Source organism: Bradyrhizobium sp. B124 (genome assembly GCF_038967635.1).
GTDB lineage: Bacteria > Pseudomonadota > Alphaproteobacteria > Rhizobiales > Xanthobacteraceae > Bradyrhizobium.
In genome coordinates this window covers 4,382,134-4,405,611 of record NZ_CP152413.1, presented here as the reverse complement: position 1 = coordinate 4,405,611, position 23,478 = coordinate 4,382,134, and the positions used below count along the sequence as shown (strand labels likewise).

Below are 23,478 nucleotides of genomic sequence, written 5' to 3'. Positions count from 1 at the left end.
CCCGCGGCGGTGCCGGAATTCCTGTCGAAACCCGGATGGAAAAACCGGGTATCCAATCTGGCGAAAATAACGCTAGTTTGAAGACGCGTGCGCCGCTCGCGCCGCCGGAGGGCCCATGAAGATCGCCGTTGCCAAGGAAATCGATGCGTCCGAGCCGCGGGTTGCGGTTTCGCCCGATACCATCAAGAAGTTCAAGGCGCTGGGCGCCGAGGTCGCCGTTGAGCCGGGCGCGGGCGTCAAATCGGGGCTGCCCGATTCGGAGCTTGTCGCGGCCGGCGCCACCGTCAGCGCCGATGCGCTCAAGGATGCCGACATCATCATCAAGGTGAAGCGGCCCGAAGCCTCGGAGCTCGCGAAGTACAAGCGCGGCGCGCTGGTGATCGCGATCATGGATCCCTATGGCAACGAGGCCGCGCTGAAGGCGATGGCCGATGCCGGCGTGTCGGCGTTTGCGATGGAGCTGATGCCGCGCATCACCCGCGCCCAGGTGATGGACGTGCTGTCCTCGCAGGCCAACCTCGCCGGCTACCGCGCGGTGATCGAGGGCGCCGAAGCGTTTGGCCGGGCCTTCCCGATGATGATGACCGCCGCCGGCACCATTCCGGCCGCGAAAGTGTTCGTGATGGGGGTCGGCGTCGCCGGCCTGCAGGCGATCGCGACCGCGCGCCGTCTCGGCGCCGTCGTCACCGCGACCGACGTGCGGCCCGCCACCAAGGAGCAGGTGGAGAGCTTGGGCGCCAAATTCCTCGCCGTCGAGGACGAGGAGTTCAAGAACGCGCAGACCGCCGGCGGCTACGCCAAGGAGATGTCCAAGGAGTATCAGGCCAAGCAGGCCGCGCTGACCGCCGAGCACATCAAGAAGCAGGACATCGTGATCACCACCGCGCTGATCCCGGGCCGTCCGGCGCCGAAGCTCGTCAGCGGCGAGATGGTGAAGTCGATGAAGCCCGGCTCCGTGCTGGTCGATCTCGCGGTCGAGCGCGGCGGCAATGTCGAGGGCGCGAGACCCGGCGAGGTGGTCGAGACCGACGGCATCAAGATCGTCGGCTACACCAACGTCGCCGGCCGCGTCGCCGCGTCGGCCTCGAGCCTCTACGCGCGCAACCTGTTCTCGTTCATCGAGACGATGGTCGACAAGGCCAGCAAGGCGCTCGCGGTCAATTGGGACGACGAGCTGGTGAAGGCCACCGCGCTGACCAGGGACGGCGCCGTCATCCATCCCAACTTCCAGCCGAAGTAAGGAGAGAAGCCATGGAGCATCTCGCGCAGGCCGTCGATCCGTTCGTGTTCCGGCTGTCGATCTTCGTTCTTGCCGTGTTCGTCGGCTACTTCGTGGTGTGGTCGGTGACCCCCGCGCTGCATACCCCGCTGATGAGCGTGACCAACGCGATCTCCTCGGTGATCGTGGTCGGCGCGCTGCTCGCGGTCGGCGTCGGCATGGTGTCGAGCGGATCGGGCTGGGCCCGCGGCTTCGGCTTCGTGGCGCTGATCTTCGCCTGCGTGAACATCTTCGGCGGCTTCCTGGTCACCCAGCGCATGCTGGCGATGTACAAGAAGAAAGCCAAGTGAGCGGCGTGCACCTCGGGGTGACGAAGACAAAGGGGGACCTGAGATGAACGCCAATCTGGCTGCTGTTCTGTATCTCGTGGCAGGGGTGCTGTTCATCCTGTCGCTGCGCGGCCTGTCGAGCCCGGCATCGTCGCGCCAGGGCAATTTCTTCGGCATGATCGGCATGGCGATCGCGGTCGCCACCACGCTGGCGAGCCATCCGCCGGCCGACGGCGTCGCCTGGCTGCTGGTCATCGTCGCGATCGCGATCGGCGGCAGCATCGGCGCTGTCATCGCGCGCCGGGTGCCGATGACCTCGATGCCGGAGCTCGTCGCTGCGTTCCACTCGCTGGTCGGCATGGCCGCGGTGCTGGTCGCCGCCGGCGCGTTCTACGCCCCCGAGGCGTTCGACATCGGCACGCCCGGCAACATCCATCCGCAGAGCCTGGTCGAGATGTCGCTCGGCGTTGCGATCGGCGCCCTGACCTTCACCGGCTCGGTGATCGCGTTCCTGAAGCTGTCGGCGCGGATGAGCGGCGCGCCGATCATCCTGCCGTTCCGCCACGTCATCAACATCGTCCTCGCCCTGGCGCTGGTGTTCTTCATCGTCGGCCTGGTGATGAGCGGCAGCGCGCTCGACTTCTGGCTGATCACCATCATCGCGCTGGCGCTCGGCGTCTTGATGATCATCCCGATCGGCGGCGCCGACATGCCGGTCGTGATCTCGATGCTGAACTCGTATTCCGGCTGGGCCGCGGCCGGCATCGGCTTCACGCTCGGCAACTCGGCGCTGATCATCACCGGCGCGCTGGTCGGCTCGTCGGGTGCGATCCTGTCCTACATCATGTGCCACGCGATGAACCGCTCGTTCATCTCGGTGATCCTCGGCGGCTTCGGCGGCGAGACCGCGGCGGCCGGCGGCGGCTCGGGCGAGCAGAAACCCGCCAAGCTCGGATCGGCTGACGATGCCGCCTTCATCATGAAGAACGCCTCCAAGGTCATCATCGTGCCCGGCTACGGCATGGCGGTGGCGCAGGCCCAGCACGCGCTGCGCGAGATGGGCGATATCCTGAAGAAGGAAGGCGTCGAGGTGAAATACGCCATTCACCCGGTGGCGGGGCGCATGCCCGGCCACATGAACGTGCTGCTGGCCGAGGCCAACGTGCCCTATGACGAGGTGTTCGAGCTCGAGGACATCAACTCGGAGTTCGCCCAGGCCGACATCGCGTTCGTGATCGGCGCCAACGACGTCACCAACCCTGCCGCCGAAGAGGACAAGACCTCGCCGATCTACGGCATGCCGGTGCTGCAGGTCTGGAAGGCCGGCACCGTGATGTTCATCAAGCGCTCGCTGGCGTCGGGCTATGCCGGCATCGACAACCCGCTGTTCTACCGCGACAACACCATGATGCTGCTCGGCGACGCCAAGAAGGTCACCGAGAACATCGTCAAGGCGATGTAGGCACGCGGCGAATGGCGCTGAACCGGGAGTGGCATCGAGACCATCGCATGCCGCCCCGGGCTACGCGCGAGCAGCGCATCAAGTGGCATGTCGCGCATGCGTCGGCGTGCGCGTGCCGGCCGATCCCCGACAGCATCAAGGCTGACGTCGAGAAGCTGCTCAAGCTTCGCGGCAAGACATAGCTGCGGCTACCTGTGATGGCGCTGGTACTTGCAATCCTGAAATGGCTCGTGATCGCCGCGGCCGTCGTCTATCTCGGCGGACTGGCGGTGCTGTACGTCAAGCAGCGCGAATTGCTGTTTCCGATCCCGCCGGTCGGGCGGACGGCGCCCGCAGCCGCCGGCCTTCCCGAAGCGGAGGAGCATGTTCTCACCACGGCTGACGACGAGAAGGTCATCGTCTGGCACGTGCCGGCGAAGCCGGGCCGGCCGGTCGTGCTGTTCTTTCCGGGCAATGGCGATTTCCTTGCCGGCCGCGTGGCACGCTTCAAGGCCATCACGGCCGACGGGACCGGGCTGGTGGCGTTGTCGTACCGCGGCTACGCCGGCTCGAGCGGATCTCCGAGCGAGCGGGGACTGCTGCAGGACGCTGCGGCCGCCTACGCGTTCGCCACCGCGCGCTACCGCGCCGAGCAGATCGTGGCCTGGGGATTCTCTCTCGGCACCGGCGTTGCGGTCGCGCTCGCCGCCGAACACCCCATCGGCAGACTGATCCTGGAGGCACCCTATACCTCGACGGTTGACGTCGCCGGCGTGCTCTTCTGGTATGTGCCGGTCAGCCTGCTGATGCGCGATCAATTCCATTCCGACCGGCGAATCACCGGCGTCACGGCACCGCTCCTGATCATGCACGGCACCGACGATCCGGCGATCCCGATCCGCTTGGGCGAGCGGCTGTTCGGCCTCGCCCACGAGCCCAAGCAATTCGTCCGCCTGCCCGGCGGCGGGCACGACGATCTCGACAATTTCGGTGCGATGGATACCGCGAGGCGGTTTATCGGCGCCGCGAGAGGCTGACGGCGGCGATTGTCTGTCGCATAATCGAGGTCACCGAAGTGAGGGGACCCCACGATGAGCGCACACGGACCGATGCCACGGTCGGCCTGGCTGTATCCCGTTCTGGCGGTGCTGTTGTTTGGCGCAGTCTCGGCCTCCGGCTACAGCTTCGCGCCATCGGCGGGGGGCTGGGCGTTCGCCGCCGTGCTGCTGGTGATCCTGTTCGGCACCGTGTTTGCGGCTGTCCACCATGCCGAGATGATTGCCGAGCGGATCGGCGAGCCGTTCGGCACGCTGCTCCTGACGTTGGCGGTGACAGTCATCGAGGTGGCGCTGATCTCGACCATCATGCTGGGCGACACGCCGGCGCCGACCCTGGCACGCGATACCGTGTTTGCGGTGGTGATGATCGTCTGCAACGGCCTGGTCGGGCTCTGCATCTTCATCGGCGGCATCCGCTACCGCGAGCAGGATTTTCAGATCACCGGCGCCAACCTTTACCTCAGCGTTCTGTTCGTGCTCGCGACCATCACGCTCGACATGCCGAACTTCACGCTCACCGCGCCGGGCCCGATCTACTCCACGGCCCAGCTCGCCGTGATCAGCGTCGTGACCCTGCTGCTTTATGCGGTGTTCCTCTACACCCAGACCATCCGCCATCGCGATTACTTCGTCAGCGGGGCCAATGAGGCGGCGGCGCATGGCGAGGTGATGTCGGACCGCATGACGGCGATCAGTGTCGCCTTGCTGCTGGTTTCGCTGCTGGCGGTGGTGCTGCTGGCCAAGAAATTCTCGCTGGTGGTCGATGTCGTCACCGTCAAGATCGGCGCGCCGCCGGCCTTTGCCGGTCTGGTGGTGGCTGCCCTGATCCTGCTGCCGGAAAGCGTTGCCGCGGTGTCGGCTGCGCGCAAGAACGACCTGCAGAAGAGCATTAACCTCGCGCTCGGCTCCTCGATCGCCACCATCGGGCTCACGGTTCCGGCGGTAGCCGTTGCCGCCTATGCGCTCGACAAGCAGCTGGTGCTCGGGCTCAGCAACCAGCATATGCTGATCCTGCTGCTCACCTTCATGGTCAGCATGCTCACCTTCGGAACCGGCCGCACCAACATCCTGTTCGGGCTCGTTCACATGGTGGTGTTCGCGGTGTTCGTGTTCATGGTATTCGTGCCTTAGAGCCTTTACCGTTCCGATCGAATCGGAACGGGCTCTAGATTCTTGTTTGACGCGTTTTCTTCACGCGAACCGGTATCCACTTCGCTTGAAAACGCTTTCGTGGAGAAGTGAAGTGACGATGCTCAGCGCCAAATCGGATGTTCAGGTGGATACGGCGGAGGTCCGCGTGACCGAATGGCGGCTCGCGCCGGGCAGCGCCACCGGCCACCACACCCATGAGATGGACTACGTCATCGTTCCGATCACGGCAGGCGAAATGACCATCGTAGCGCCGAACGGCGAGCGCTCGAAGGCACAGCTCGGGGCCGGCAGGTCCTATTTCCGCAAGGCCGGGGTCCAGCACGACGTGCTTAACGAGACGGCCAGCGAGATCGTGTTCCTCGAGGTCGAACTCAAGCCCTGACGCGGGCGGTAACCCTGCGCGGGGAGAATGGCAGCTCCGAGCAGGCGCGGCTGTGGAAATTCATAACCCGTTAACGGCTGCACGATGAATTAAGAGGTGGATGCGGCCTGCGCAGGGGGCGCCTCCGCTGAAACCAAAGTGACACCAAAGGTGACGTCGGAACGGGGGTTTGCCACCGATCCGTCGCAGTTGATCCCTGAATGTGCCTCAAAGTTCCAGCATGAAATAACGGGGTGGGGAGTGGCAGGTCATGCTGAGTTACCTGAAGAAATTCGTGATGGACATCTTACCCTCGGTGGCAGCGACCATCATCGGGGCGTACATCGTCAATCATTACATCGTGGCCAAGCCGCAAGCGCCGGATGCCGCAGCCGTGACCGCCGCCGTGGATCCCAAGGCAGATCCAAAAGCCGTCGCCAAGCCCGCCGAAAAGTCCACAATGGTCAGCAGCCTCCCGGAAGCCGGCGTGAAGGCCAAGGGCATGTCCGAGCGCACCCTGATCGAGCGGTCGGCATCGGAGAAGGCCACCGTCACCGAGAAGCCCGCCGATCCCAAATCGGCTGATACCAAATCTGTCGACACCAAAGCTGATGCGCCGGCTGAGACGGCCAGCATCCCCGCCGACGCGCGCCATCATCCGGCAGCGCCGAAGGCGGTCGCGAAGGCTGCGCCCGCCGCGGCGCCAGTCGAGTCCGCCGTCACGCCGGAGGAAGCCCGCGATGCCAACGATCTTGCGCGTGCCGCCATCGAGCGGCTGCGCAAGGAGCGTCCGCAGGACGCTGCGCGGTCCCAGGACGCCGTGCGTACCCAGGACGCTCGCAGCACCGATCTCGCCCGCCTGCCTGACCAGCAGCGTCCGGCGGCAGCCCCGGCGATCCGGCCGTTGCCGCCGCCGATCATGGTGTCGAACCCGTCCAGCGACAATGCCGATCAAGCCGCGCAGCCGCGTCCGCCCTACGCCGCCAGTGCCCAGGATGCGAATCGGCTGACGCCGCCGGCGGACATTCCGGTCCCGGTGTTGCAGGCCCCGCTCGACCTGCGCGCCGACGCTGCGATGCCGGCGCCGAAGAACGAGCGCACGTCGGTGACCGACGACATGTTCTCCGGCATGAAGTCGATGTTCCACGCCGTCCTGCCGAAGTAACGCGCAGCACGGATCTATCGCTCTCGACGCATCCTGTTCGAGCGGATCGGTAACCGCTCGTTTGAAAGCGCGCTAGCCGCCGATGCGCGCCAGCCCGCTGCGCGCGCTTCCGTCATTTGGCCGCAGCGCGAGCGCGCGATTGTAGGACGCCGCTGCCTTGGCCCTGTCGCCGAGCCGCTCATAGGCCTGGCCGCGCGCGCTCCACGCCGCAACATTGCCGGGATCGGCCTGCACGGCCTCGTCGAGGTCGGAGGCGGCCTGCTTGGCCTTGTCGAGCGCGAGGTAGCTGGTGGCGCGGCCGACCAGCGGCTCGGCCTTCTGCGGCGACAGCCCGCTCGCCGCCGTGAAATCGTCGATCGCCTGCTGATGTTGTCCGCGGCCCTGATAGATCAGGCCACGGCCGTACAGCGCCTGGATGTTGTAAGGGTCGGCGGTTAGCGCCTGCTCGAATTCCGCCTGCGCCTCATCGAGCTTGCCGGAATGCGCCAGCACCTGGCCGCGCGTGGCGTGATCCTTGGCGCTGTTGATGTCCTGTGGGGTGATGGTGTCGGCGGCAGGCTTGTCGGCAGCGGCAGCCTGTTTCGGCTTGTCGTCCGAGCCCCATGATCCCAAGTCGAAGGAACAGCCCCCGAGCGGCAGGCCGAGAACCACGGCCATAATGACGAGGTGCGCCGCACGACGGCGGTGCGCAGCTTCTGGGAGCGGGGAGCGGAGCGCCGGAACGGCCATCATGCAAAGTGCTCTTGCCGGTCGTTTTGCATGGGTACCCCGGAACACGGCTGGCTTCAAAACAACAACGCGGGCCCATGGCCCGCGCTGTTAGACTTCCATATCAGCAAAACGGTTCAGCGCGGTCCGCGACCAGCGCCTGCACCACCGGGACGGCCGCCACGGTCGCCACCGGGACCAGCGCCGAACACCGGCTTCGGCTTCATCGGCAGCAGGCCTTCGCGCTGCAGCTTCTTGCGCGCCAGCTTGCGTGCGCGGCGCACGGCTTCGGCCTTTTCGCGAGCCTTCTTCTCAGAGGGCTTTTCGTAGTGACCGCGGAGCTTCATCTCGCGGAAAATGCCCTCGCGCTGCATCTTCTTCTTCAGCGCCTTCAGGGCTTGGTCGACATTGTTATCGCGGACGAGAACCTGCACGCGGCATCCTCTTTTGAATTGATCGGTTCGGAATTCTGGCGAGGTAAAGGGGCGGCAAAAGGCCTGCCTCTTAACCCTAGGCGCGCGCATGTATCAGACAAACGCGCAGATGTCCACCGGTCGAGTGACTTTAGGGCCTAGTAAAGCCACGAAATGGGGCGAAAATGCCTTCGTGCGGCCCTGATTTGGGTGGTTTGGCGCCAGGATCGGGGCCGCTCCCGGAGTTTCAGATAACCCGGACATTGGAAATAGGGGAGATGCCACATGGACATGAAGAAATACGCGGCCGAACTGATCGGTACGTTCTGGCTCACATTCGCTGGCTGCGGCAGCGCGGTGATCGCGGCCGGCTTTCCGCAGGTTGGGATCGGTCTGGTCGGCGTGTCATTGGCCTTCGGGCTGAGTGTGGTGACCATGGCCTATGCGATCGGCCATATTTCGGGCTGCCACCTCAACCCGGCCGTGACGGTCGGGCTCGCCGCGGGCGGGCGTTTCCCCGGCGGCCAGGTGCTGCCCTACATCATCGCGCAGGTCGCCGGCGCGATCATCGCGGCCTGGCTGCTCTATGTGATCGCCAGCGGCGCGCCCGGCTTCGATGTCACCAAGGGCTTCGCCTCCAACGGCTATGACGCGCACTCACCGGGCCACTACAGCATGGTGGTGTGCTTCATCACCGAAGTGGTGATGACCATGATGTTCCTGTTCATCATCATGGGATCGACCCACGGCAAGGCGCCCGCCGGCTTCGCGCCGCTCGCCATCGGCCTCGCGCTGGTGATGATCCATCTGGTCAGCATTCCCGTCACCAACACCTCGGTGAACCCGGCGCGCAGCACCGGGCCGGCTCTGTTCGTCGGCGGCTGGGCGCTGGGGCAGCTCTGGATGTTCTGGGTCGCGCCCCTGATCGGCGGCGCGCTCGGCGGCGTGATCTATCGCTGGCTCAGCGACGAGCCGACCGGCATCGTCGCCGGCGTCAAGACTGCGTGATCCGCCAGAGCGTTTTCGAGCGAAGTGGACGCCGGTTCGCGTGAAGAAAACGCGTCAAAGCGCAAAGCCAGAGCATCGGTTCTGATTCAATCAGAGCCGATGGTCTAATGGGATCGTGGCCGCCACGATCCCATTTCCATCGATGAGTCGAAGGCGGCGGCCGGAGTGGAATTAATTACGGCTTGCGGGCCGGCGTCACTTCCGTGACGTGCCCCATCTTGCGGCCAGGGCGCGGCGTGCCCTTGCCGTACAGATGCACGGTGGCGCCGGGAACGGTGAGCCACTGCTCATAGCTCAGGATGTCGTCGCCGATCAGGTTGGTCATGGTGACATCGCCGTGGCGCACCGGCTTGCCCAGCGGCCAGCCGGCGATCGCACGGATGTGCTGCTCGAACTGTGAGATCGAGGCGCCGTCGAGCGTCCAGTGGCCGGAATTGTGCACGCGCGGCGCGATCTCGTTGACCAGCACCGTCGCTGCGCCGTTACCGGGCACCACGAACATCTCCACCGCGAGCACGCCGACATAGTCGAGCGCTGCGGCGATCTTTTCGGCGATCGCCCGTGCCTGCGCCGCAAGCTCGTCGGGGATCGCGGCCGGCGCGCGAGAAGTTTTCAGAATATGGTCGCGATGCTCGTTCTCGGTGACGTCGAAGCACTCGACCTCGCCGGAAGCGGAGCGCGCCGCGATCACCGAGATCTCGCGCTCGAACGGCACGAAGGCCTCGAGGATGGCTGACTTGGTGCCGAGGTCCTGCCAGACCTGCTCGAGGTCGTCGCCGGCGCGGATGATGGCCTGGCCCTTGCCGTCATAGCCGAAGCGGCGGGTCTTGATCACGGCAGGCAGGCCGATCCGTTCGATCGCTGCGCGTAGCGTGGCGACCGATGAGACGTCGGCATAATCGGCGGTGCCGATCCCGAGCTTGCTGACGAAATCCTTCTCGATCAGCCGGTCCTGCGTGGTCTCGAGGATCTTCTGTGCGGGCAGGACCGGACGGCGCGCGGCGAGCACCATCGCGGTCGCTGCCGGGACATTCTCGAATTCATAGGTGACGACGTCGACGTCGTTGGCGAACAGTTCGAGCGCCTCGACGTCGGCATATTCCGCGCAGGTCGCGTTCTGCACCACGTCGAAGGCCGGCGAGTCCGGATCCGGCGAAAACACCTGGCAGCGGAGCCCGAGGCGCGCGGCGGCAAGCACCAACATCCGGCCCAATTGTCCGCCGCCGAGGATTCCAATGGTGTCGCCCGGCTTCAGCTTCACGAGGTTCGAAGCCGTCACGCCGAGCCCTCCGGATGCTCCTTGACCGCATCGGTCTGCTGCGTGCGCCAGGCCGCAAGACGGACCGACAGTGCAGGATCGTTGAGCGCGAGCACGCTTGCCGCGAGCAACGCTGCATTGATCGCTCCGGCCTTGCCGATCGCCAGCGTCCCGACCGGGATGCCGGCCGGCATCTGCACGATCGAGTACAGCGAATCGACGCCGGACAGCGCCTTCGACTCGACGGGAACCCCGAACACCGGAAGCTCCGTCAGCGCGGCCGTCATGCCCGGCAGATGCGCGGCACCGCCGGCGCCGGCAATGATCACCTTGTGCCCGGCCGCCTTGGCGCCCTTGGCAAAGGCATAGAGCCGATCGGGGGTGCGGTGCGCCGAAACGATGCGCGTTTCGCAGGCAACGCCCAGCGCGGCCAGGGTCTCGGCGGCATGGCGCATGGTCTCCCAGTCGGACTGGCTTCCCATGATGATGGCGATCGGAGCGGTCATCTCTTCAATTCTGTGCAGGAATCCAAAAGCATAGGCCGGATTATAGGGGCGGCCCGGGCGTCATCCAAGGCGTGGCAAGGGAGTTAGAATGGACTATCCTGTCTTGGTGAATCCCGGCAAGCCTTCATAAGCAGGCCTCAACAAGGATGCGCATGAAGAAGAAGACGACGGCGGCGGCCTCCGGGGCGGCAAAACGACGAAAAGGCGCGCCCGCCGCGCGCAAATCCGCACCCGGCACGACGGCAACAAAGGGGACGGGAACCAAAGCGGCTGGAACCGAAGCTTCCACGCGGGGCGCGGTCGCGTCCGGCGACAAATCCACGATCCGCAGGTTGCGGGCGCAGCTGGCGCGGGCCCAGGCCCGGATCGAGGAGCTGCAGGCCTCCGCCGAGACCGACTTCCTGCTCGACATCCTGAACCGGCGCGGCTTCGAGCGCGAGCTCGTCCGTTCGCTCTCCTTTATCAAGCGCTATCAGGCCTCCGGCGCGCTGATCGTGCTCGACGTCGACCGCCTCAAGCCGATCAACGATGCCTTCGGGCACGCGGCAGGCGACGAGGTGCTGAAGACGATCGTCGCCGCGATATCGGACCAGGTGCGCGCCTCCGACGTGATCGGCCGTCTCGGTGGCGACGAGTTCGCGGTGCTGCTGTGGAATCTCAGCGAGACCGATGCCCGCGCCAAGGCCGCTGCACTTGAAGAAGCGATCGACCGCCTGACCTTCGTGTTCCGCGGCAGCCGGGTCTCCGCGGGCGCCTCCGCGGGCGTTGCGATCCTCACCGCGCATTCGGACGCCGATCGCGTGCTCGATGAGGCCGATCGTGCGATGTACGTGCGCAAGGCGCAGCGGCGCCATGAAGTCTGAAAATTACAGCGCGCTCAGATCCTCCGGCACATTGCCGTAGGCCCGCAGCAGCTTGGCATCGCCGAATTCGCCGATCGCGGGATCGCCGGTGCGGCTGAACGCGACGGCGCCGATGCTGCCGGGCATCCGCGACATCGTCTCCGCCCGGCGCAGCGCGATCGCCGAGCTCTGGCATTCCTCGGCACTGCCGGCGACCGGCGTGCCATCGTCGTCCTGCATGAAAGGCAGCGCCACGTAATAGGTCACGTCCGCCATTGCTGTGCTCCCTGAAGATCAGGCGGCGTCGCTCGCCGCATGGGTTCGCGCCGGCACGCAGCCGGCCGCGATCGCGGCCTGCAATTCCTCGAGCTCGGTTTCCAGATATTCGTTGGCCATGATCAGCGCCTTGATGGTGCTGCGTAGGTTGCCGTCGCACATCGCGATCGCCTGATCGCAGGCCTGCTCGTAGCGGCTGTTGTCGGGCAGGGAAGGCGGTGCGGACATGGCGAAACTCCCTCTGATGGCTGGCGGCTGGATCGACATGTTCTTATTTTGTTCTTTTGGAGTCAAGCGCCGAAAAGCGCACCCGCGTCCGTTGCCGCGAACGTGAAGCCAGTGAAGCGCTGTGGATGACGGGGAAAACCGCCGCCGGATCTGAACCAGTGGGCCGCCGAACCGCCGAGGCGGATGTCAGGCGATGATGTCGGGCGTGATCTGATCTTCGATGAAGGCGATGCGGTCGCGCAATTGCAGCTTCCGCTTCTTCAAGCGTTGCAGCATCAAGAGATCCGGCGCCGGCGATTGATGCAGCGCGTCGATCGCGGCATCGAGGTCGCGGTGCTCTTGTTGCAGACGCGCAAGCTCGGCGAGGAGTTCGCGCTCATCCTGATCGTTCATGGTTGTGTATTGACTGGTAAGCACGACGAGGTTGTTGCGACCGAAGCAGCCGCTCGCCGGAATATCCTCCCTGAGCGCGCGCGGCGCAAGCCGAACCGGTTCCATAGTCACGATTAGTTACAGATAAACCGAAATGAGTGCGTGCGGCATTTCGCGTCCCCTATCGACAGTACGGCCCACTCGTGTAGACTTATTGGTCCGGATCGAACCTGAGGTTTAACGCACCGAGGAGTGTTCGCAATGGCAATACAGGCCCATCTCGTTGAGCTGGAGCGTAAGCACAAAATACTCGAGAACGAACTGCACGAAGCACTCGTTCACCCCTCCGTAGACGATCTCCACATTTGCGAGCTCAAGCGCCGCAAGTTGATGGTCAAGGACCAGATCGAGCGGTTGAGACTTTCCGCCGACGACACGGTCCACTAAGCCGGTTCCTCCGCAAATCTGCAAAATAGTCTGGCCTTTTACCGAGGGATGAACGCCGCGGCGCGCATCCCCCGGGAGGCCATGCTGCATTTGCTCAGAGCTCTGCCAGCTCGCCGACATGGTCGGCGACCGCGAGCGACGACGTCAGTCCGGGCGATTCGATCCCGAACAGGTTGATCAGGCCCGCGACGCCGTGATCGGCCGGTCCCTGGATCAGGAAATCCTGGGTCGCGACCGCCGGCGGCACGATCTTGGGCCGGATTCCGGAATAGCTCGGCATCAGCGCCCCGTCCGGCAGGGTCGGCCAGTATTTCCGGATCGCCGGATAGAACCGCTCGGCCCGATCGGGGTCGACGGCGTAATCGATGTGATCGATCCATTCGACGTCGGGGCCGAACCTCGCCTGTCCGGCCAAGTCGAGCGTCAGGTGCACGCCGAGCCCGCCGGGCTCCGGCACCGGATAGATCAGGTGCGAGAACGGCGCCCTGGCGCTGCAGCTGAAGTAATTGCCCTTGGCCAGATAGGCCGTTGGGATCAACGCGATCGGCATGCCCTCGACGTTGCGCGCGACGGCCGTTGCGCCGAGGCCGGCGGCATTGACCAGGAGATCGCAGGCGAGCGCCATGGGCGCCGCGCCGCCAGCCTCGACCTCGAACCCGTTGGCCGTGGCCCTGGCGCGGAGCAGCGGCGTATGGAAGGCGAATGCTGCTCCGGCCGCCTCGGCGTCGCCGCGCAGCGCCAGCATATAGGCATGGCTGTCGATAATCCCGGTGGAGGGCGACAGCAGCGCCGCGTCGCAGTTCAGCGCCGGCTCCAGCGCGCGTGCCGCCTCGCCGGACAGAAGCTGCATGTCGTCGACGCCGTTGGCCTCGGCATGAGCCCGGATCGACTGGAGTTTTTCGGTCTCTTTGGCAGTGGTGGCGACGATCAGCTTGCCGCAATTCCTGTGCGGGATGCCGTGCTCGGCGCAGTAACGATAAAGTGCCCGCTTGCCGCTGACGCACATCCGCGCCATCAGGCTGCCGGCCCGGTAGTAGATGCCGGCGTGGATCACCTCGCTGTTTCGCGACGAGGTCACCGTGCCGATCCCTTCCGCCTCCTCGATCACAATCACTTCGCGACCGGCCTGTGCCAGCCGGCGCGCCACGGCGAGGCCGATCACCCCCGCACCGACGACCACACAATCAACCCTGTCCATCTCGTCCTTCACGTCCGAACATTTCCGCGCAGCCACGCCGTTGCCGCCAACATCGTTCAGCCGATCCCATCGTTTTGGGCAAGTGCTTATTAGGCAAGTGCTTGGGCCATCTCAAATAGTTGGGGAGCCATGCCCTGTTAGGGCAGCATTAATCATGTCAGGGCAATTGCCGTACATTAAGTGGCATTTTCCAGTTGCATCCCTACGCGTTTACCCGATCCAAACCGCCGGAGCCGGACACTCGCCCCGGAAATCCGCGGGTGATTGATGGCTGGCAGGAAGTGGCAGGCGGGCGGGAAGAATTCGATTCCGGCAAGGGCCGTCCTTTGCCTGATCGCCGCCGTCGTGCCGGTCGGCGCAGCCCGAGCAGCCTCCGCTTCCTTCGCACCGTCGACCTACCTTGGTGACCTCGATCCCGGCGTGGTCTGGGAGCTCCTGATCGGCAGCGTGGTGGTTGCCTCCTTCCTCGGCGCGGTCGGGCTGTGGATCCTTTCGGCTCTGCGCAAGGCCAAGCGCGCGCAATTGCGGCGCAACGCCTTCGTGTCGTCCGCCCTCAACCATCTGAACCAGGGCGTGGTGATGACCGATGCGCGCGAGCGCATCGTGTTCTGCAACGACCGCTATCTCGACATCTACGGCCTGTCGCGCGCCGACATCAGGCGCAACATGACCGGCACCGAGCTGTTGGAGCTGCGCCGCGACCGCGGCGTGCTCGACATCAGTGCCGAGGATTTCTTTGCCAGGGCCGCAGCGCCCGATGGGCTGGTCACCGAACTGCCCGGCGGCAGGGCAGTCCTGGTGAAATATTTTCCGCTGCCGAACGGCGGCTCGGTCGCGACCCATCTTGATTGCACCGACCAGCGCAAGCTGTCGCGCAAGCTCGCCTCGACCACGCAATTCCTCGAATCCGTGCTCGACAACGTCCCGGTCTGCGTCGCGGCCAAGAACATCGAGGATGGCCGCTACATCTTCGCCAACCGCGCGTTCGAGCGCTTCTCGCGCTTCTCGCGCGATCACATCGTGGGCAAGCGGGCCGACGAGATCTTCCGTCCCGAGACCGCCGCCAGCATCGACACCGCCGACCGCGCCGCGCTGGACGCGCCGGAAGGCTATCACCGCAGCGAATTCTTCGTCGAACGTGGTTCGGAGAAGCGCATCCTGGCCTCGAACCGCGTGATCGCCCGCAACGAGGCCGGCGATCCGGAATTCCTGATCGCGCTGTTCGAGGACGTCACCGACCGCCGTTCGCTGTCGCGCGAGCTCGAGAACAACAAGAAATTCCTCGAGCTCGTGGTCGACAACATCCCGGTCTCGCTGATCGTGCAGCGCGTCAGCGACGGCCGCTATCTGCTGGCCAACCGCAGCGCCGAGACGATCCTCAACCGCCGCCGCGAGGACGCCGTCGGGCTGACGGCTTCCGACATCTTCAATGCGCGCGAAGCCAAGCTGATCCTCGCCCGCGACGAGGCTGCGATCAGGAAGCGCAGCATGATCGCCGAGGAGCACCCGATCTCGACCAAGGACGGCCTGCGGCTGTTCCTGACCCGCCGCATGACCGTGCTCGACGACGCCGGCGAGCCGCAATATCTGATCAAGACCCATGAGGACGTCACCGACCGGCGCCAGACCGAGTCGCGCATGGCGCACATGGCCTACCATGACGGCCTGACCGATCTGCCGAACCGCGCCGCGTTCCTGCAGGCGCTGACCCAGATGATCGAGGCCTGCGACGGCACCGACGAGGAGTTCGCCGTGCTCTGCGTCGACCTCGACGGGCTGAAGGAGATCAACGACGTCTACGGCCATGCGATGGGCGACAAGGTGCTGATCGAAGTCGCGCAGCGCTTGCAGACCGTGGCGCGCGGCGGCGTGGTTGCGCGGCTGTCCGGCGACGAATTCGGCCTCATCATCGACGGCCAGCAGCCGGCCGCCGGCATTGCGCTGGCCGAGCAGGCCGCCGAGGCGTTGAGTGAGGATTTCGCGATCGACGGCAAATCGGTGCGCACCGGCCTCACCACCGGCATCGCGGTGTTCCCGCACAACGGATCCGACGCCGCCTCGCTGCTGGCCAATTCGGGCGCGGCGCTGTTCCGCGCCAAGGCCAAGTCGCGCGGCACGATCTCGATCTTCGAGCCGGAGATGGACCAGCAGATCCGCGATCGCCGCGTGCTGCATCAGGAGCTGTCGGTCGCGATCAAGAACGGCGAATTGTCGCTCTACTACCAGCCGCAGGCGGCCACCGGCGCGAGCGTTGCGGGCAGCCAGATCATCGGCTTCGAGGCGCTGGCGCGCTGGCACCATCCGGTGCGCGGCTTCGTGCCGCCCAGTGACTTCATTCCGCTCGCGGAAGAAAGCGGCCTGATCGTCGAGATGGGCGAATGGATCTTGCGCGAAGCCTGCCGGGAGGCCGCCTCCTGGGCGGTGCCGATGCAGGTCGCCGTGAACCTGTCGCCGGCGCAATTCACCCATGGCGACCTCGTCGGGCTCGTGCATTCGATCCTGCTCGAGACCGGGCTGACGCCCGACCGGCTCGAGCTCGAAATCACCGAGGGCGTGCTGATCGAGGATTTCGACCGCGGCCTGTCGCTGCTGCGTCGGCTGAAGACGCTCGGCGTGCGCATCTCGATGGACGATTTCGGCAGCGGCTATTCCTCGCTGAGCTATCTGCAGGCGTTTCCGTTCGACAAGATCAAGATCGACCGCGCCTTCGTCATCAATCTCGGCCGCAATCCGCAATCGGCCGCGATCGTCCGTGCGGTCATCGATCTCGGCCACGGCCTTGAAATGTCGATCGTCGCCGAAGGCGTCGAGACCGAGGCGCAGCTCAGCTTCCTCTCCGAGGAAGGCTGCGACGCGGTGCAGGGCTATCTGATCGGCCGGCCGGCCCCGATCGGTCAATTTGCCGCGCTGGTCGGCGGCGACCGGCTGGCCGAGACCGTGCGCAGAGCGGGGTAAGTCGGCCTGAACCGTTGGACCGGCCCGGCCGGCGGCGCTTGCCATCCGCGGCGCGTCCGGTTAAATCTCGGCTCACCACACCATTTTGCCGAGAAAGGAGGGCTGCGTCGTGGCGAGATTCACTGATCCCCACCTCAAGCGTGGCCCCGTCAACGCCCTGCAAATGCGTTTGCAGGGCTGACCGGAAACTCGGACAAAATCTCTTCCTGGTCTGCCCTTCGTGGCCGTGCGGCGTCGAACGTTTGAGCGTTCGCGCCTGCATTTGAATCCCTCGCCGCGCACCGACACGCACATCCGATGATGGCTGGATGCCTCTGGATCGTGTCGTGATCGCCGGCAAGACCAGAGAATTGATCGTGACCCTCATCAATGCACGCAATCTCGGCGTGACGCTGAACGCGCCGCTGTTTTCCGAACTGAATTTTGTCGTCAATGCCGGCGACCGGATCGGCCTCGTCGCCGCCAACGGCCGCGGCAAATCCACGCTGCTGCGCTGTATCACAGGCAGCATGGAGCCCAACGAAGGCGACATCACCCGCGCGCGCGGACTGACCGTCGGCCATGTCGAGCAGGATGCACCGCCAAAACTGCTGGACACCCCGTTCCATGCCGCCGTGCTCGAGGCGCTACCCGGCGAGCAACGCGCCGGCGAAAGCTGGCGGGTCGACGTCGCCCTGCAATCGCTCGACGTGCCGGACGAACTGTGGGCGCGCCCGCTCAAGCAATTGAGCGGCGGCTGGCTGCGGCTCGCAATGCTTGCCCGCGTGCTGGTGACCGAGCCCGACGTGCTGCTGCTCGACGAGCCGACCAACCATCTCGACCTCGCCAAAATCGGCCGGCTCGAGGCCTGGCTGAATGCGCTGCCGCGCGAGATGCCGGTGGTGATTGCGAGCCACGATCGCGCCTTCCTCGATGCGACCACTAACCGGACGTTGTTCCTGCGCCCGGAGCGGTCGCAGCTGTTCGCGTTGCCCTACATCGCAGCGCGCGCGGCTCTCGACGAATTCGATGCCTCGGACGAGCGGCGCTTCCAGCGCGACATGAAGGCCGTCCGGCAGCTGCGACAGCAGGCGGCCAAGCTCAACAACCTCGGCATCAATTCCGGCAGCGACCTTCTGCTGTCGAAGACCAAGCAGTTGAAGCAGCGCGCCGAAAAGCTCGTGGAGACGGCAAAGCCTGCGCATGTCGAACGCTCGGCCGGCACGATCCGGCTCGCCAACCGCGATACCCATGCCAAGGTTCTGATCAGGCTGAACAACGCTGCGATCGCCACCCCTGACGGCAGGCCGTTGTTCACGACCGGCCAGCAGTTCATCTGCAAGGGCGACCGGATCGCGCTGCTCGGGCCGAACGGCGCCGGCAAGACCCGGTTCGTCGCGGCGCTGCGGCTCGCGATCGAGGACGCGGAGGCGGCAGCCGTCGAGATCAGGGCCACCGAGTCGCTGGTGCTTGGCTATTGCGACCAGGCGCTGGCCGATCTCGCGGACGGCGACACGCCGCTGCGCATGCTGACGCAGCGCTTTGCGGTCGGCGACCAGCGGGCGCGCGGCCTGCTCGCCGGCGCCGGGCTCTCGATCGAGATGCAGGGCCGTCCGATCGGGCGGCTGTCGGGCGGGCAGAAGGCCCGTCTCGGCATGCTGGTGCTGCGGCTCACCCAGCCGAACTTCTATCTGCTCGACGAGCCGACCAACCACCTCGACATCGAGGGCCAGGAGACGCTGGAGGAGGAACTGATGGAGCAGCAGGCCAGCTGCCTGTTGGTGTCGCACGACCGCCAGTTCGTGCGCACGGTCGCCAACCGGTTCTGGGTGATCGAAGGCAAGAGGCTGATCGAGTCCAGTGGACCCGAAGGCTTCTTTGCCGCGACCGCTGCGGATTAGCGCGTGATGGAGGCAGATCGGATCGTCGTCGCGAAGACGGTGTGCCTCCTCTCGCTTGCGAAGGCGTCGCAGGGGCGCTGCCAAAATATCGAAAACAACCCCATGCAAAGTAGCCGGCGGCGGCTGGCGTTCGAGCCGGCGACTTGACACGTCGGGCAACTCAGAGGCATTCTTCCAATATTCCGAAATCGTGCAAGCGTCGCTCGTCCCCGCAAGCGGGAGAGGTGGAGTGTGCCGTGAGACCGCTTCACCCAGGCATCACGTCGTTGAGCGCCGCACCTTGACGCATTTTTCGTGCGAACACGTATTTCGTTCGCATTGAAATGCGATAGCCGTTGCCCATGGCGGATTATGATCTCGCGATCATCGGCGGTGGCCTGAACGGCACGAGCGTTGCGCGTGATGCCGCCGGCCGCGGCCTGCGCGTGATCCTGCTGGAGCAGGGCGATCTCGGCTCCGGCGCGTCGGGGGCCTCGCCGCGGCTGGTCCACGGCGATCTGGCGGGCCTGGAACGGCGTGAGTTCTTCCGCGTCCACAGGGCGCTCAGGGAACGCGATGTGTTGCTGCGCATCGCGCCGCATCTGGTGCGGCCGGCGCGTTTTGCGATCCCGGCGCATGCCGAGGAACGGCCGCCGTGGCAATTGCGGTCGTTGCTGCTGCTGTACGAGCGGTTGGCCTCGCGCAGCGGCCTGCCGCGCTCGACGACGCTGGATGTCACCCACCATCCGGTCGGCAATGCGCTGAAGCGGCCGTTCGGAACCGCGTTCGAATATTCCGACTGCGTGGTCGACGATTCGCGGCTCGTCGTGCTCAACGCCGTCGATGCCGCGGCGCGCGGCGCCGATATCCGCACCGGCGCGCGCGTCACCTGGGCCGAGCGCAGCGACACCTGGCGGCTGGTCGCGATCGACCGCGGCTATCGCCGGGTGATCACGGCGCGGTCGCTGGTCAACGCGACCGGCGCATGGACCGCCTCCGTCGCCGACACCGTGTTGCGCGTGCCGGCGCCACGGCTCGCGACCGTGCAGATCAGCCAGATCGTGGTGCGCCGCCTGTTCGACTGCGACAACGTCTATGCGTTCCAGAACTCCGACGGACAATTGATCTTCGCCAGTCCCTACGAGCGCGACTTCACCCTGATCGGCAGCGTCAGCCATCCCTTCAAGGGCGATCCGGCCATTGTCGCGATGGGCGTGCGTGAGGTGGCCTATCTCTGCGACGCAGCGAATCGCTATTTTCGCGAGCAGATCACCCCGGCCGATGTGCTGCGCACGATCTCCGGCGCCAATTCCGTCGTCGCTCCCGCGCGCCGGCGCAGCAGCGATGGCGCCGCATCGCTCGATTTCCGGCGCGGCAAGGCGCCGCTGCTCACCATCTTCGGCGGCGATGTCACCACCTCGCGACGCCGCGCGGAGCGGGCGGTGTCGGAGTTCACGCGGTTCTATCCGATGACGCCGCGCTGGACTGCGACGACACCGCTGCCGGGCGGCGAATTCGCCTGGCAGCGCTTCGAGACCGAGGTGGACATCGCGCGCGACCGCTGGCGATTCCTCGGCGAGGGCGAGGCGCGGCGGCTGGTGGCCGCCTACGGGCTGAACGTGAGGGATATCCTGGGCGAGGCGAAGCAGAAGGCCGATCTCGGTCCGGCCTTCGGCCCGGAGCTGACCGGCGCGGAGGTGCGCTACCTCATGCGCAAGGAATGGGCGCGCTTTCCCGACGATATCCTGTGGCGCCGCTCCAAGCTCGGCCTGTCCATGCCGCAAGCCGATCGCGATGCGCTTGCGGCGTTCATGGCGAAGGGCGATTGAGGTTCGGCTACTGCCTTGCCGCCTCCTGCGACCAGGCGAGGTCGCGCCGGGACGGACGACGGTGCAGCCGCTCCGAGATCAGGCCCGTCGCTTGCCGGCCCTGGCCGGCACGCAGGCATGCGACGATGAAGGTGTCCTCCCACAATTCGCGTTGCGCATGGCTGCCGCCGATCCGCACCAGCTCGGGCATCAGCGGCGCAAGGATGCGCACGGCGCTCTCATGGTCGCCGGCGGCGAAGGCGGCAACGCCTCGGCCGAGTCCGATCGCGGCAGGGCCGGGCGCCAGCTTGCCGTCGGCGTCGCGCGCCGCCATCTCGGCCAATCGCGTCTCCAGCGCATCGTTGTTCGTCGTGGCTGCGACCAGCGCGTGGTGCACGTCGGCGAAATGGGCACCGGCCTTGGGGAAAAATCCATCGCCATAGGCGGCGACATCCTTCCAGTGCGGCTCGAGGCCGGTCTTGCCGGCGACCGACAGTCGCCACAGCAGCGAGGCCGTGTCGGTGTAGATATTGAGCGGCGGATAGGGTCGGCCCGCCGGCTTGATGTGCTGCTCGTAAATCGCGAGCGCGCCGTCGGCGTCGCCTTCCTCGATCGCGATCAAGGCGAGGTGCCAGGCGAGATGGCCCTGCAGGAAGCTGGTGCGATCATTCGCCGGCAGCCATGCGGAGAGGAAGCTGCGGCCTTCCGCCGCGTCGCCCTGCTCGAACAGCGCATGTGCCACCGCGTGCGCGGCGCCGGCGTTCTCCGGCTTCAGCGCATAGCCGCGCTCGGTGACGGCGCGGCCCGAGATGAGGTCGCCGGCCTCGGTCTTCGACCAGCCGAGATAGGTGAGGAACCACCAGTCGTCGCCATAGTCGCCGGCATAACGTTCCGAGATTGCGAGCCGCGCGGCGTCATGGTCGGACCGGCCGGAGAAGGCATAGAGGCCGAAGGCACCGAGCAACAGCGAGAGTATCTGCGCATCGCGCGGATATTCGCTGAGATGCTGTTCGGCTGCGGTCATCGCCTTCTTGCCCTGGCCCTCGATCACCGACGCGATGATGTCGATGTGCTGACGCTCGCGCGGGCTCGCGGCCGGCGCGAGCTGGCGCGCATCGTTTGCCTTGGCGCGGGCCGCGGCACCCTCCATGTTGAGCTGGTGGACGCGGGCACGGCCGAGATGGGCCAACGCGAACTCCGGGTCCTCGGCGATCGCCGCTTCGAACGCGGCATCCGCGCCATGCAGCGCCGCCAGCATGCGATCGACGCCATCGACATAGTAGGCGGCGGCGCGGTCCGACGCGGTGGTCAGCTGCAGGCCGTAGCGGTCGTGAATCATCGGTTGTCCTCCCGAATTCGGCTGCGAAGTCTAGGGCATGCACTCATAAAGGCAACGAGCCACTTCGGGGCTTAAGTTTGCTTAGCCCTCAACAGCATCGCAAGACCGACAGCGCCGGAGGCTCGAGTTGGTTCATGAACCGTCGACAAACTTTTCCTGGCAGCGACTCGTCCGTGCATACGCCACAAGCTCCATCCAGACCCTAGCATCCTCAGTGTGCACCGGATAAATTGACCACAATCTTCCCTTACAAATGGGAGTCGCCGTGCGCTTGATCTTGCTGGTGGTTTTTCTTGCCGCGACGTCGCCGGCGCTCGGCAGGTATGTGGGCGTGGAAGAGGAGCGGATCCCGGTCACAAGGCTTATCGATAACCTAGAGAAGATCGCCAAGGACGATCCTACCAGCGTCGAGGCGTTGCTGAACCTTGGTCGTGCGCATGGCATGGCTTACGCTCAGAAGTCTGATCCGCTGACGGTGCCGAAGGCCTACCATGGCATTCAGCCACCGGCCGTTCCTTTCGGTACCGTCATGACTGCCGTTGACTCCACTTGGAGTACCGCCTCCCAGGCGCACCTAGAAGCCGCGTTGAAAGCGTACAAGCAGGCATTGGAGCTGGATAAGGATAACCTTGTCATCCGACTCGGCCTCGCCTGGTTGACCGAGCAGGCCGGCAGGAAAGACGACGCGGTGAAGCAGTATCGAACGATCGCAACCGACGCCTGGGAGAAGGAAAAGAGCCTGACGTTCAGTGGATTCGGCGGGCGGACTCTGACCGGCGAAGTCGTCTCTTACCTCGTCCCGCTTCTCGACGTCGAGAAGGATAAGCGCGAGATCGAGACGCTGAAGGACCACGCTGCCATGATGGGAAAGCTGCCGTACCCGGTCACTCCCATCGCTGTGCCGCTGGCCGATGGGCTCACGATCACCGACCTCGAAGCACCCGACGCGCGGGTGACGTTCGACCTGGACGGCAGCGGGTTGAGTCGCGAATGGAGCTGGATTACCCCCAAAGCTGCCTGGCTTGTTAGCGACTTGAAGCTTGATGGCAAAATTAGCAGCGGCCGGCAATTGTTCGGCAACATCACGTTTTGGATGTTTTGGGACAACGGATATGCACCGCTGGCCGCACTCGATGACGACCGCGATGGCATTTTGACTGGTAAAGAACTGGCCGGCCTCGCCCTGTGGCGCGATGCCAATGGCAATGGCGTGGCAGATGCCGGAGAGGTCAAGCCGGTTTCGGCTTACGGTATCGTCGCCATATCGTACAACTGGCAGACGTTGAACAAGGGCCCGGACAAGGTCGCCTTCAGCCCGAACGGCGTGGTGTTCCAGGATGGAAAAACGCGCCTCAGCTTCGACCTGGTCTTGAAGGCGCAGCTTGGCTCCCAAGCCACGTTTCGTGCGCCAAATGCGTCGGGGAATAGCCCCTAAGTTGCTTGAAGACGGTGATCCGCTTGACGCGTAACGGTATGCTGAGCCTTTGAGCGCAGCGTTTCCGATTGCTGACAAAGAGATCGCGAATGTGATCGCTA

Annotated in this window: 24 protein-coding genes; 15 read left to right on the top strand and 9 right to left on the bottom strand. The window is 65.4% G+C overall.

Annotation, left to right across the window (positions count from 1 at the left end):
- Nucleotides 1-115: 115 nt before the first annotated feature.
- The 8 genes from AAFG13_RS21240 to AAFG13_RS21205 all read left to right on the top strand — a co-directional run bounded on the left by AAFG13_RS21240 (nucleotide 116) and on the right by AAFG13_RS21205 (nucleotide 6,725).
- Nucleotides 116-1,240: a Re/Si-specific NAD(P)(+) transhydrogenase subunit alpha gene (locus AAFG13_RS21240; protein WP_212316509.1), complete on the top strand. Its 1,125-nt coding sequence runs from the start codon at nucleotides 116-118 to the stop codon at nucleotides 1,238-1,240.
- An 11-nt stretch (nucleotides 1,241-1,251) separates the two neighbouring features.
- The gene (locus AAFG13_RS21235; RefSeq protein WP_016841609.1) at nucleotides 1,252-1,569 is read left to right on the top strand and encodes a proton-translocating transhydrogenase family protein; all 318 of its coding nucleotides are present in this window, start codon (nucleotides 1,252-1,254) and stop codon (nucleotides 1,567-1,569) included.
- Between the two features lie 43 nt (nucleotides 1,570-1,612).
- Complete coding sequence (locus tag AAFG13_RS21230; RefSeq protein ID WP_092116272.1) at nucleotides 1,613-3,010, top strand: NAD(P)(+) transhydrogenase (Re/Si-specific) subunit beta; 1,398 nt, start codon at nucleotides 1,613-1,615, stop codon at nucleotides 3,008-3,010.
- Nucleotides 3,011-3,057: 47 nt separating this feature from the next.
- On the top strand, nucleotides 3,058-3,192 hold the full coding sequence (locus tag AAFG13_RS21225; RefSeq protein ID WP_342713228.1) for a hypothetical protein: 135 nt from the start codon (nucleotides 3,058-3,060) through the stop codon (nucleotides 3,190-3,192).
- A gap of 15 nt (nucleotides 3,193-3,207) precedes the next feature.
- Nucleotides 3,208-4,026: an alpha/beta hydrolase gene (locus tag AAFG13_RS21220; protein ID WP_342713227.1), complete on the top strand. Its 819-nt coding sequence runs from the start codon at nucleotides 3,208-3,210 to the stop codon at nucleotides 4,024-4,026.
- A 54-nt stretch (nucleotides 4,027-4,080) separates the two neighbouring features.
- The gene (locus AAFG13_RS21215; RefSeq protein ID WP_212316308.1) at nucleotides 4,081-5,178 is read left to right on the top strand and encodes an ionic transporter y4hA; all 1,098 of its coding nucleotides are present in this window, start codon (nucleotides 4,081-4,083) and stop codon (nucleotides 5,176-5,178) included.
- A 118-nt stretch (nucleotides 5,179-5,296) separates the two neighbouring features.
- Nucleotides 5,297-5,581, top strand: a complete 285-nt coding sequence (locus AAFG13_RS21210; protein WP_092123500.1) for a cupin domain-containing protein — start codon at nucleotides 5,297-5,299, stop codon at nucleotides 5,579-5,581.
- A gap of 250 nt (nucleotides 5,582-5,831) precedes the next feature.
- On the top strand, nucleotides 5,832-6,725 hold the full coding sequence (locus AAFG13_RS21205) for a hypothetical protein (protein ID WP_342713226.1): 894 nt from the start codon (nucleotides 5,832-5,834) through the stop codon (nucleotides 6,723-6,725).
- A 72-nt stretch (nucleotides 6,726-6,797) separates the two neighbouring features.
- Here the strand turns inward: AAFG13_RS21205 and AAFG13_RS21200 are convergent, their stop codons facing one another.
- Both AAFG13_RS21200 and rpsU read right to left on the bottom strand, forming a co-directional pair.
- The gene (locus AAFG13_RS21200; RefSeq protein ID WP_342713225.1) at nucleotides 6,798-7,457 is read right to left on the bottom strand and encodes a tetratricopeptide repeat protein; all 660 of its coding nucleotides are present in this window, start codon (nucleotides 7,455-7,457) and stop codon (nucleotides 6,798-6,800) included.
- A 113-nt stretch (nucleotides 7,458-7,570) separates the two neighbouring features.
- On the bottom strand, nucleotides 7,571-7,867 hold the full coding sequence (gene rpsU, locus AAFG13_RS21195) for a 30S ribosomal protein S21 (RefSeq protein WP_021078544.1): 297 nt from the start codon (nucleotides 7,865-7,867) through the stop codon (nucleotides 7,571-7,573).
- 264 nt (nucleotides 7,868-8,131) lie between these two features.
- Here rpsU and aqpZ point away from each other — a divergent pair, with 264 nt between their 5' ends.
- Nucleotides 8,132-8,854: an aquaporin Z gene (aqpZ, locus tag AAFG13_RS21190; protein ID WP_092123506.1), complete on the top strand. Its 723-nt coding sequence runs from the start codon at nucleotides 8,132-8,134 to the stop codon at nucleotides 8,852-8,854.
- 175 nt (nucleotides 8,855-9,029) lie between these two features.
- On the opposite strand, the gene AAFG13_RS21185 is transcribed toward aqpZ, so the two are convergent.
- Together AAFG13_RS21185 and purE are read right to left on the bottom strand one after the other, a co-directional pair.
- The gene (locus tag AAFG13_RS21185) at nucleotides 9,030-10,133 is read right to left on the bottom strand and encodes a 5-(carboxyamino)imidazole ribonucleotide synthase (protein ID WP_342713224.1); all 1,104 of its coding nucleotides are present in this window, start codon (nucleotides 10,131-10,133) and stop codon (nucleotides 9,030-9,032) included.
- Nucleotides 10,130-10,618, bottom strand: a complete 489-nt coding sequence (gene purE / locus AAFG13_RS21180; RefSeq protein WP_212316300.1) for a 5-(carboxyamino)imidazole ribonucleotide mutase — start codon at nucleotides 10,616-10,618, stop codon at nucleotides 10,130-10,132. Before purE ends, AAFG13_RS21185 begins: the two co-directional genes overlap by 4 nt.
- 146 nt (nucleotides 10,619-10,764) lie before the next feature.
- On the opposite strand from purE, the gene AAFG13_RS21175 reads away from it, so the two are divergent.
- Nucleotides 10,765-11,481 (top strand): GGDEF domain-containing protein, encoded by a 717-nt coding sequence (locus AAFG13_RS21175; protein WP_342713223.1) that lies wholly within the window; start codon nucleotides 10,765-10,767, stop codon nucleotides 11,479-11,481.
- Nucleotides 11,482-11,484: 3 nt separating this feature from the next.
- Here AAFG13_RS21175 and AAFG13_RS21170 read toward each other — a convergent pair whose 3' ends face one another.
- The 3 genes from AAFG13_RS21170 to AAFG13_RS21160 all read right to left on the bottom strand — a co-directional run bounded on the left by AAFG13_RS21170 (nucleotide 11,485) and on the right by AAFG13_RS21160 (nucleotide 12,357).
- Nucleotides 11,485-11,736 carry a hypothetical protein gene (locus AAFG13_RS21170; RefSeq protein ID WP_050422668.1) on the bottom strand — a complete coding sequence of 84 codons (252 nt, stop codon included), beginning with the start codon at nucleotides 11,734-11,736 and terminating at the stop codon, nucleotides 11,485-11,487.
- Between the two features lie 18 nt (nucleotides 11,737-11,754).
- Nucleotides 11,755-11,964 carry a hypothetical protein gene (locus AAFG13_RS21165; RefSeq protein ID WP_342713222.1) on the bottom strand — a complete coding sequence of 70 codons (210 nt, stop codon included), beginning with the start codon at nucleotides 11,962-11,964 and terminating at the stop codon, nucleotides 11,755-11,757.
- Between the two features lie 186 nt (nucleotides 11,965-12,150).
- Nucleotides 12,151-12,357: a DUF465 domain-containing protein gene (locus tag AAFG13_RS21160; RefSeq protein WP_024583705.1), complete on the bottom strand. Its 207-nt coding sequence runs from the start codon at nucleotides 12,355-12,357 to the stop codon at nucleotides 12,151-12,153.
- Nucleotides 12,358-12,597: 240 nt separating this feature from the next.
- Between AAFG13_RS21160 and AAFG13_RS21155 the strand changes: the two genes are divergently transcribed.
- Complete coding sequence (locus AAFG13_RS21155; protein ID WP_050422666.1) at nucleotides 12,598-12,783, top strand: DUF465 domain-containing protein; 186 nt, start codon at nucleotides 12,598-12,600, stop codon at nucleotides 12,781-12,783.
- A gap of 94 nt (nucleotides 12,784-12,877) precedes the next feature.
- On the opposite strand, the gene AAFG13_RS21150 is transcribed toward AAFG13_RS21155, so the two are convergent.
- The gene (locus AAFG13_RS21150) at nucleotides 12,878-14,017 is read right to left on the bottom strand and encodes an NAD(P)/FAD-dependent oxidoreductase (RefSeq protein ID WP_342713221.1); all 1,140 of its coding nucleotides are present in this window, start codon (nucleotides 14,015-14,017) and stop codon (nucleotides 12,878-12,880) included.
- 231 nt (nucleotides 14,018-14,248) lie between these two features.
- On the opposite strand from AAFG13_RS21150, the gene AAFG13_RS21145 reads away from it, so the two are divergent.
- The 3 genes from AAFG13_RS21145 (at nucleotide 14,249) to AAFG13_RS21135 (ending at nucleotide 20,624) form a co-directional block, all read left to right on the top strand.
- Nucleotides 14,249-16,936 carry an EAL domain-containing protein gene (locus AAFG13_RS21145; protein ID WP_342713220.1) on the top strand — a complete coding sequence of 896 codons (2,688 nt, stop codon included), beginning with the start codon at nucleotides 14,249-14,251 and terminating at the stop codon, nucleotides 16,934-16,936.
- A gap of 308 nt (nucleotides 16,937-17,244) precedes the next feature.
- Nucleotides 17,245-18,816, top strand: a complete 1,572-nt coding sequence (locus AAFG13_RS21140; RefSeq protein WP_342713219.1) for an ABC-F family ATP-binding cassette domain-containing protein — start codon at nucleotides 17,245-17,247, stop codon at nucleotides 18,814-18,816.
- A 341-nt stretch (nucleotides 18,817-19,157) separates the two neighbouring features.
- Complete coding sequence (locus tag AAFG13_RS21135) at nucleotides 19,158-20,624, top strand: glycerol-3-phosphate dehydrogenase (protein WP_342713218.1); 1,467 nt, start codon at nucleotides 19,158-19,160, stop codon at nucleotides 20,622-20,624.
- 7 nt (nucleotides 20,625-20,631) lie between these two features.
- Here the strand turns inward: AAFG13_RS21135 and AAFG13_RS21130 are convergent, their stop codons facing one another.
- Complete coding sequence (locus AAFG13_RS21130) at nucleotides 20,632-21,861, bottom strand: tetratricopeptide repeat protein (RefSeq protein ID WP_342713371.1); 1,230 nt, start codon at nucleotides 21,859-21,861, stop codon at nucleotides 20,632-20,634.
- A 346-nt stretch (nucleotides 21,862-22,207) separates the two neighbouring features.
- Here AAFG13_RS21130 and AAFG13_RS21125 point away from each other — a divergent pair, with 346 nt between their 5' ends.
- Nucleotides 22,208-23,377, top strand: coding sequence for a tetratricopeptide repeat protein (locus AAFG13_RS21125; protein WP_342713217.1), 1,170 nt, complete (start codon nucleotides 22,208-22,210; stop codon nucleotides 23,375-23,377).
- Nucleotides 23,378-23,478 lie beyond the last annotated feature (101 nt).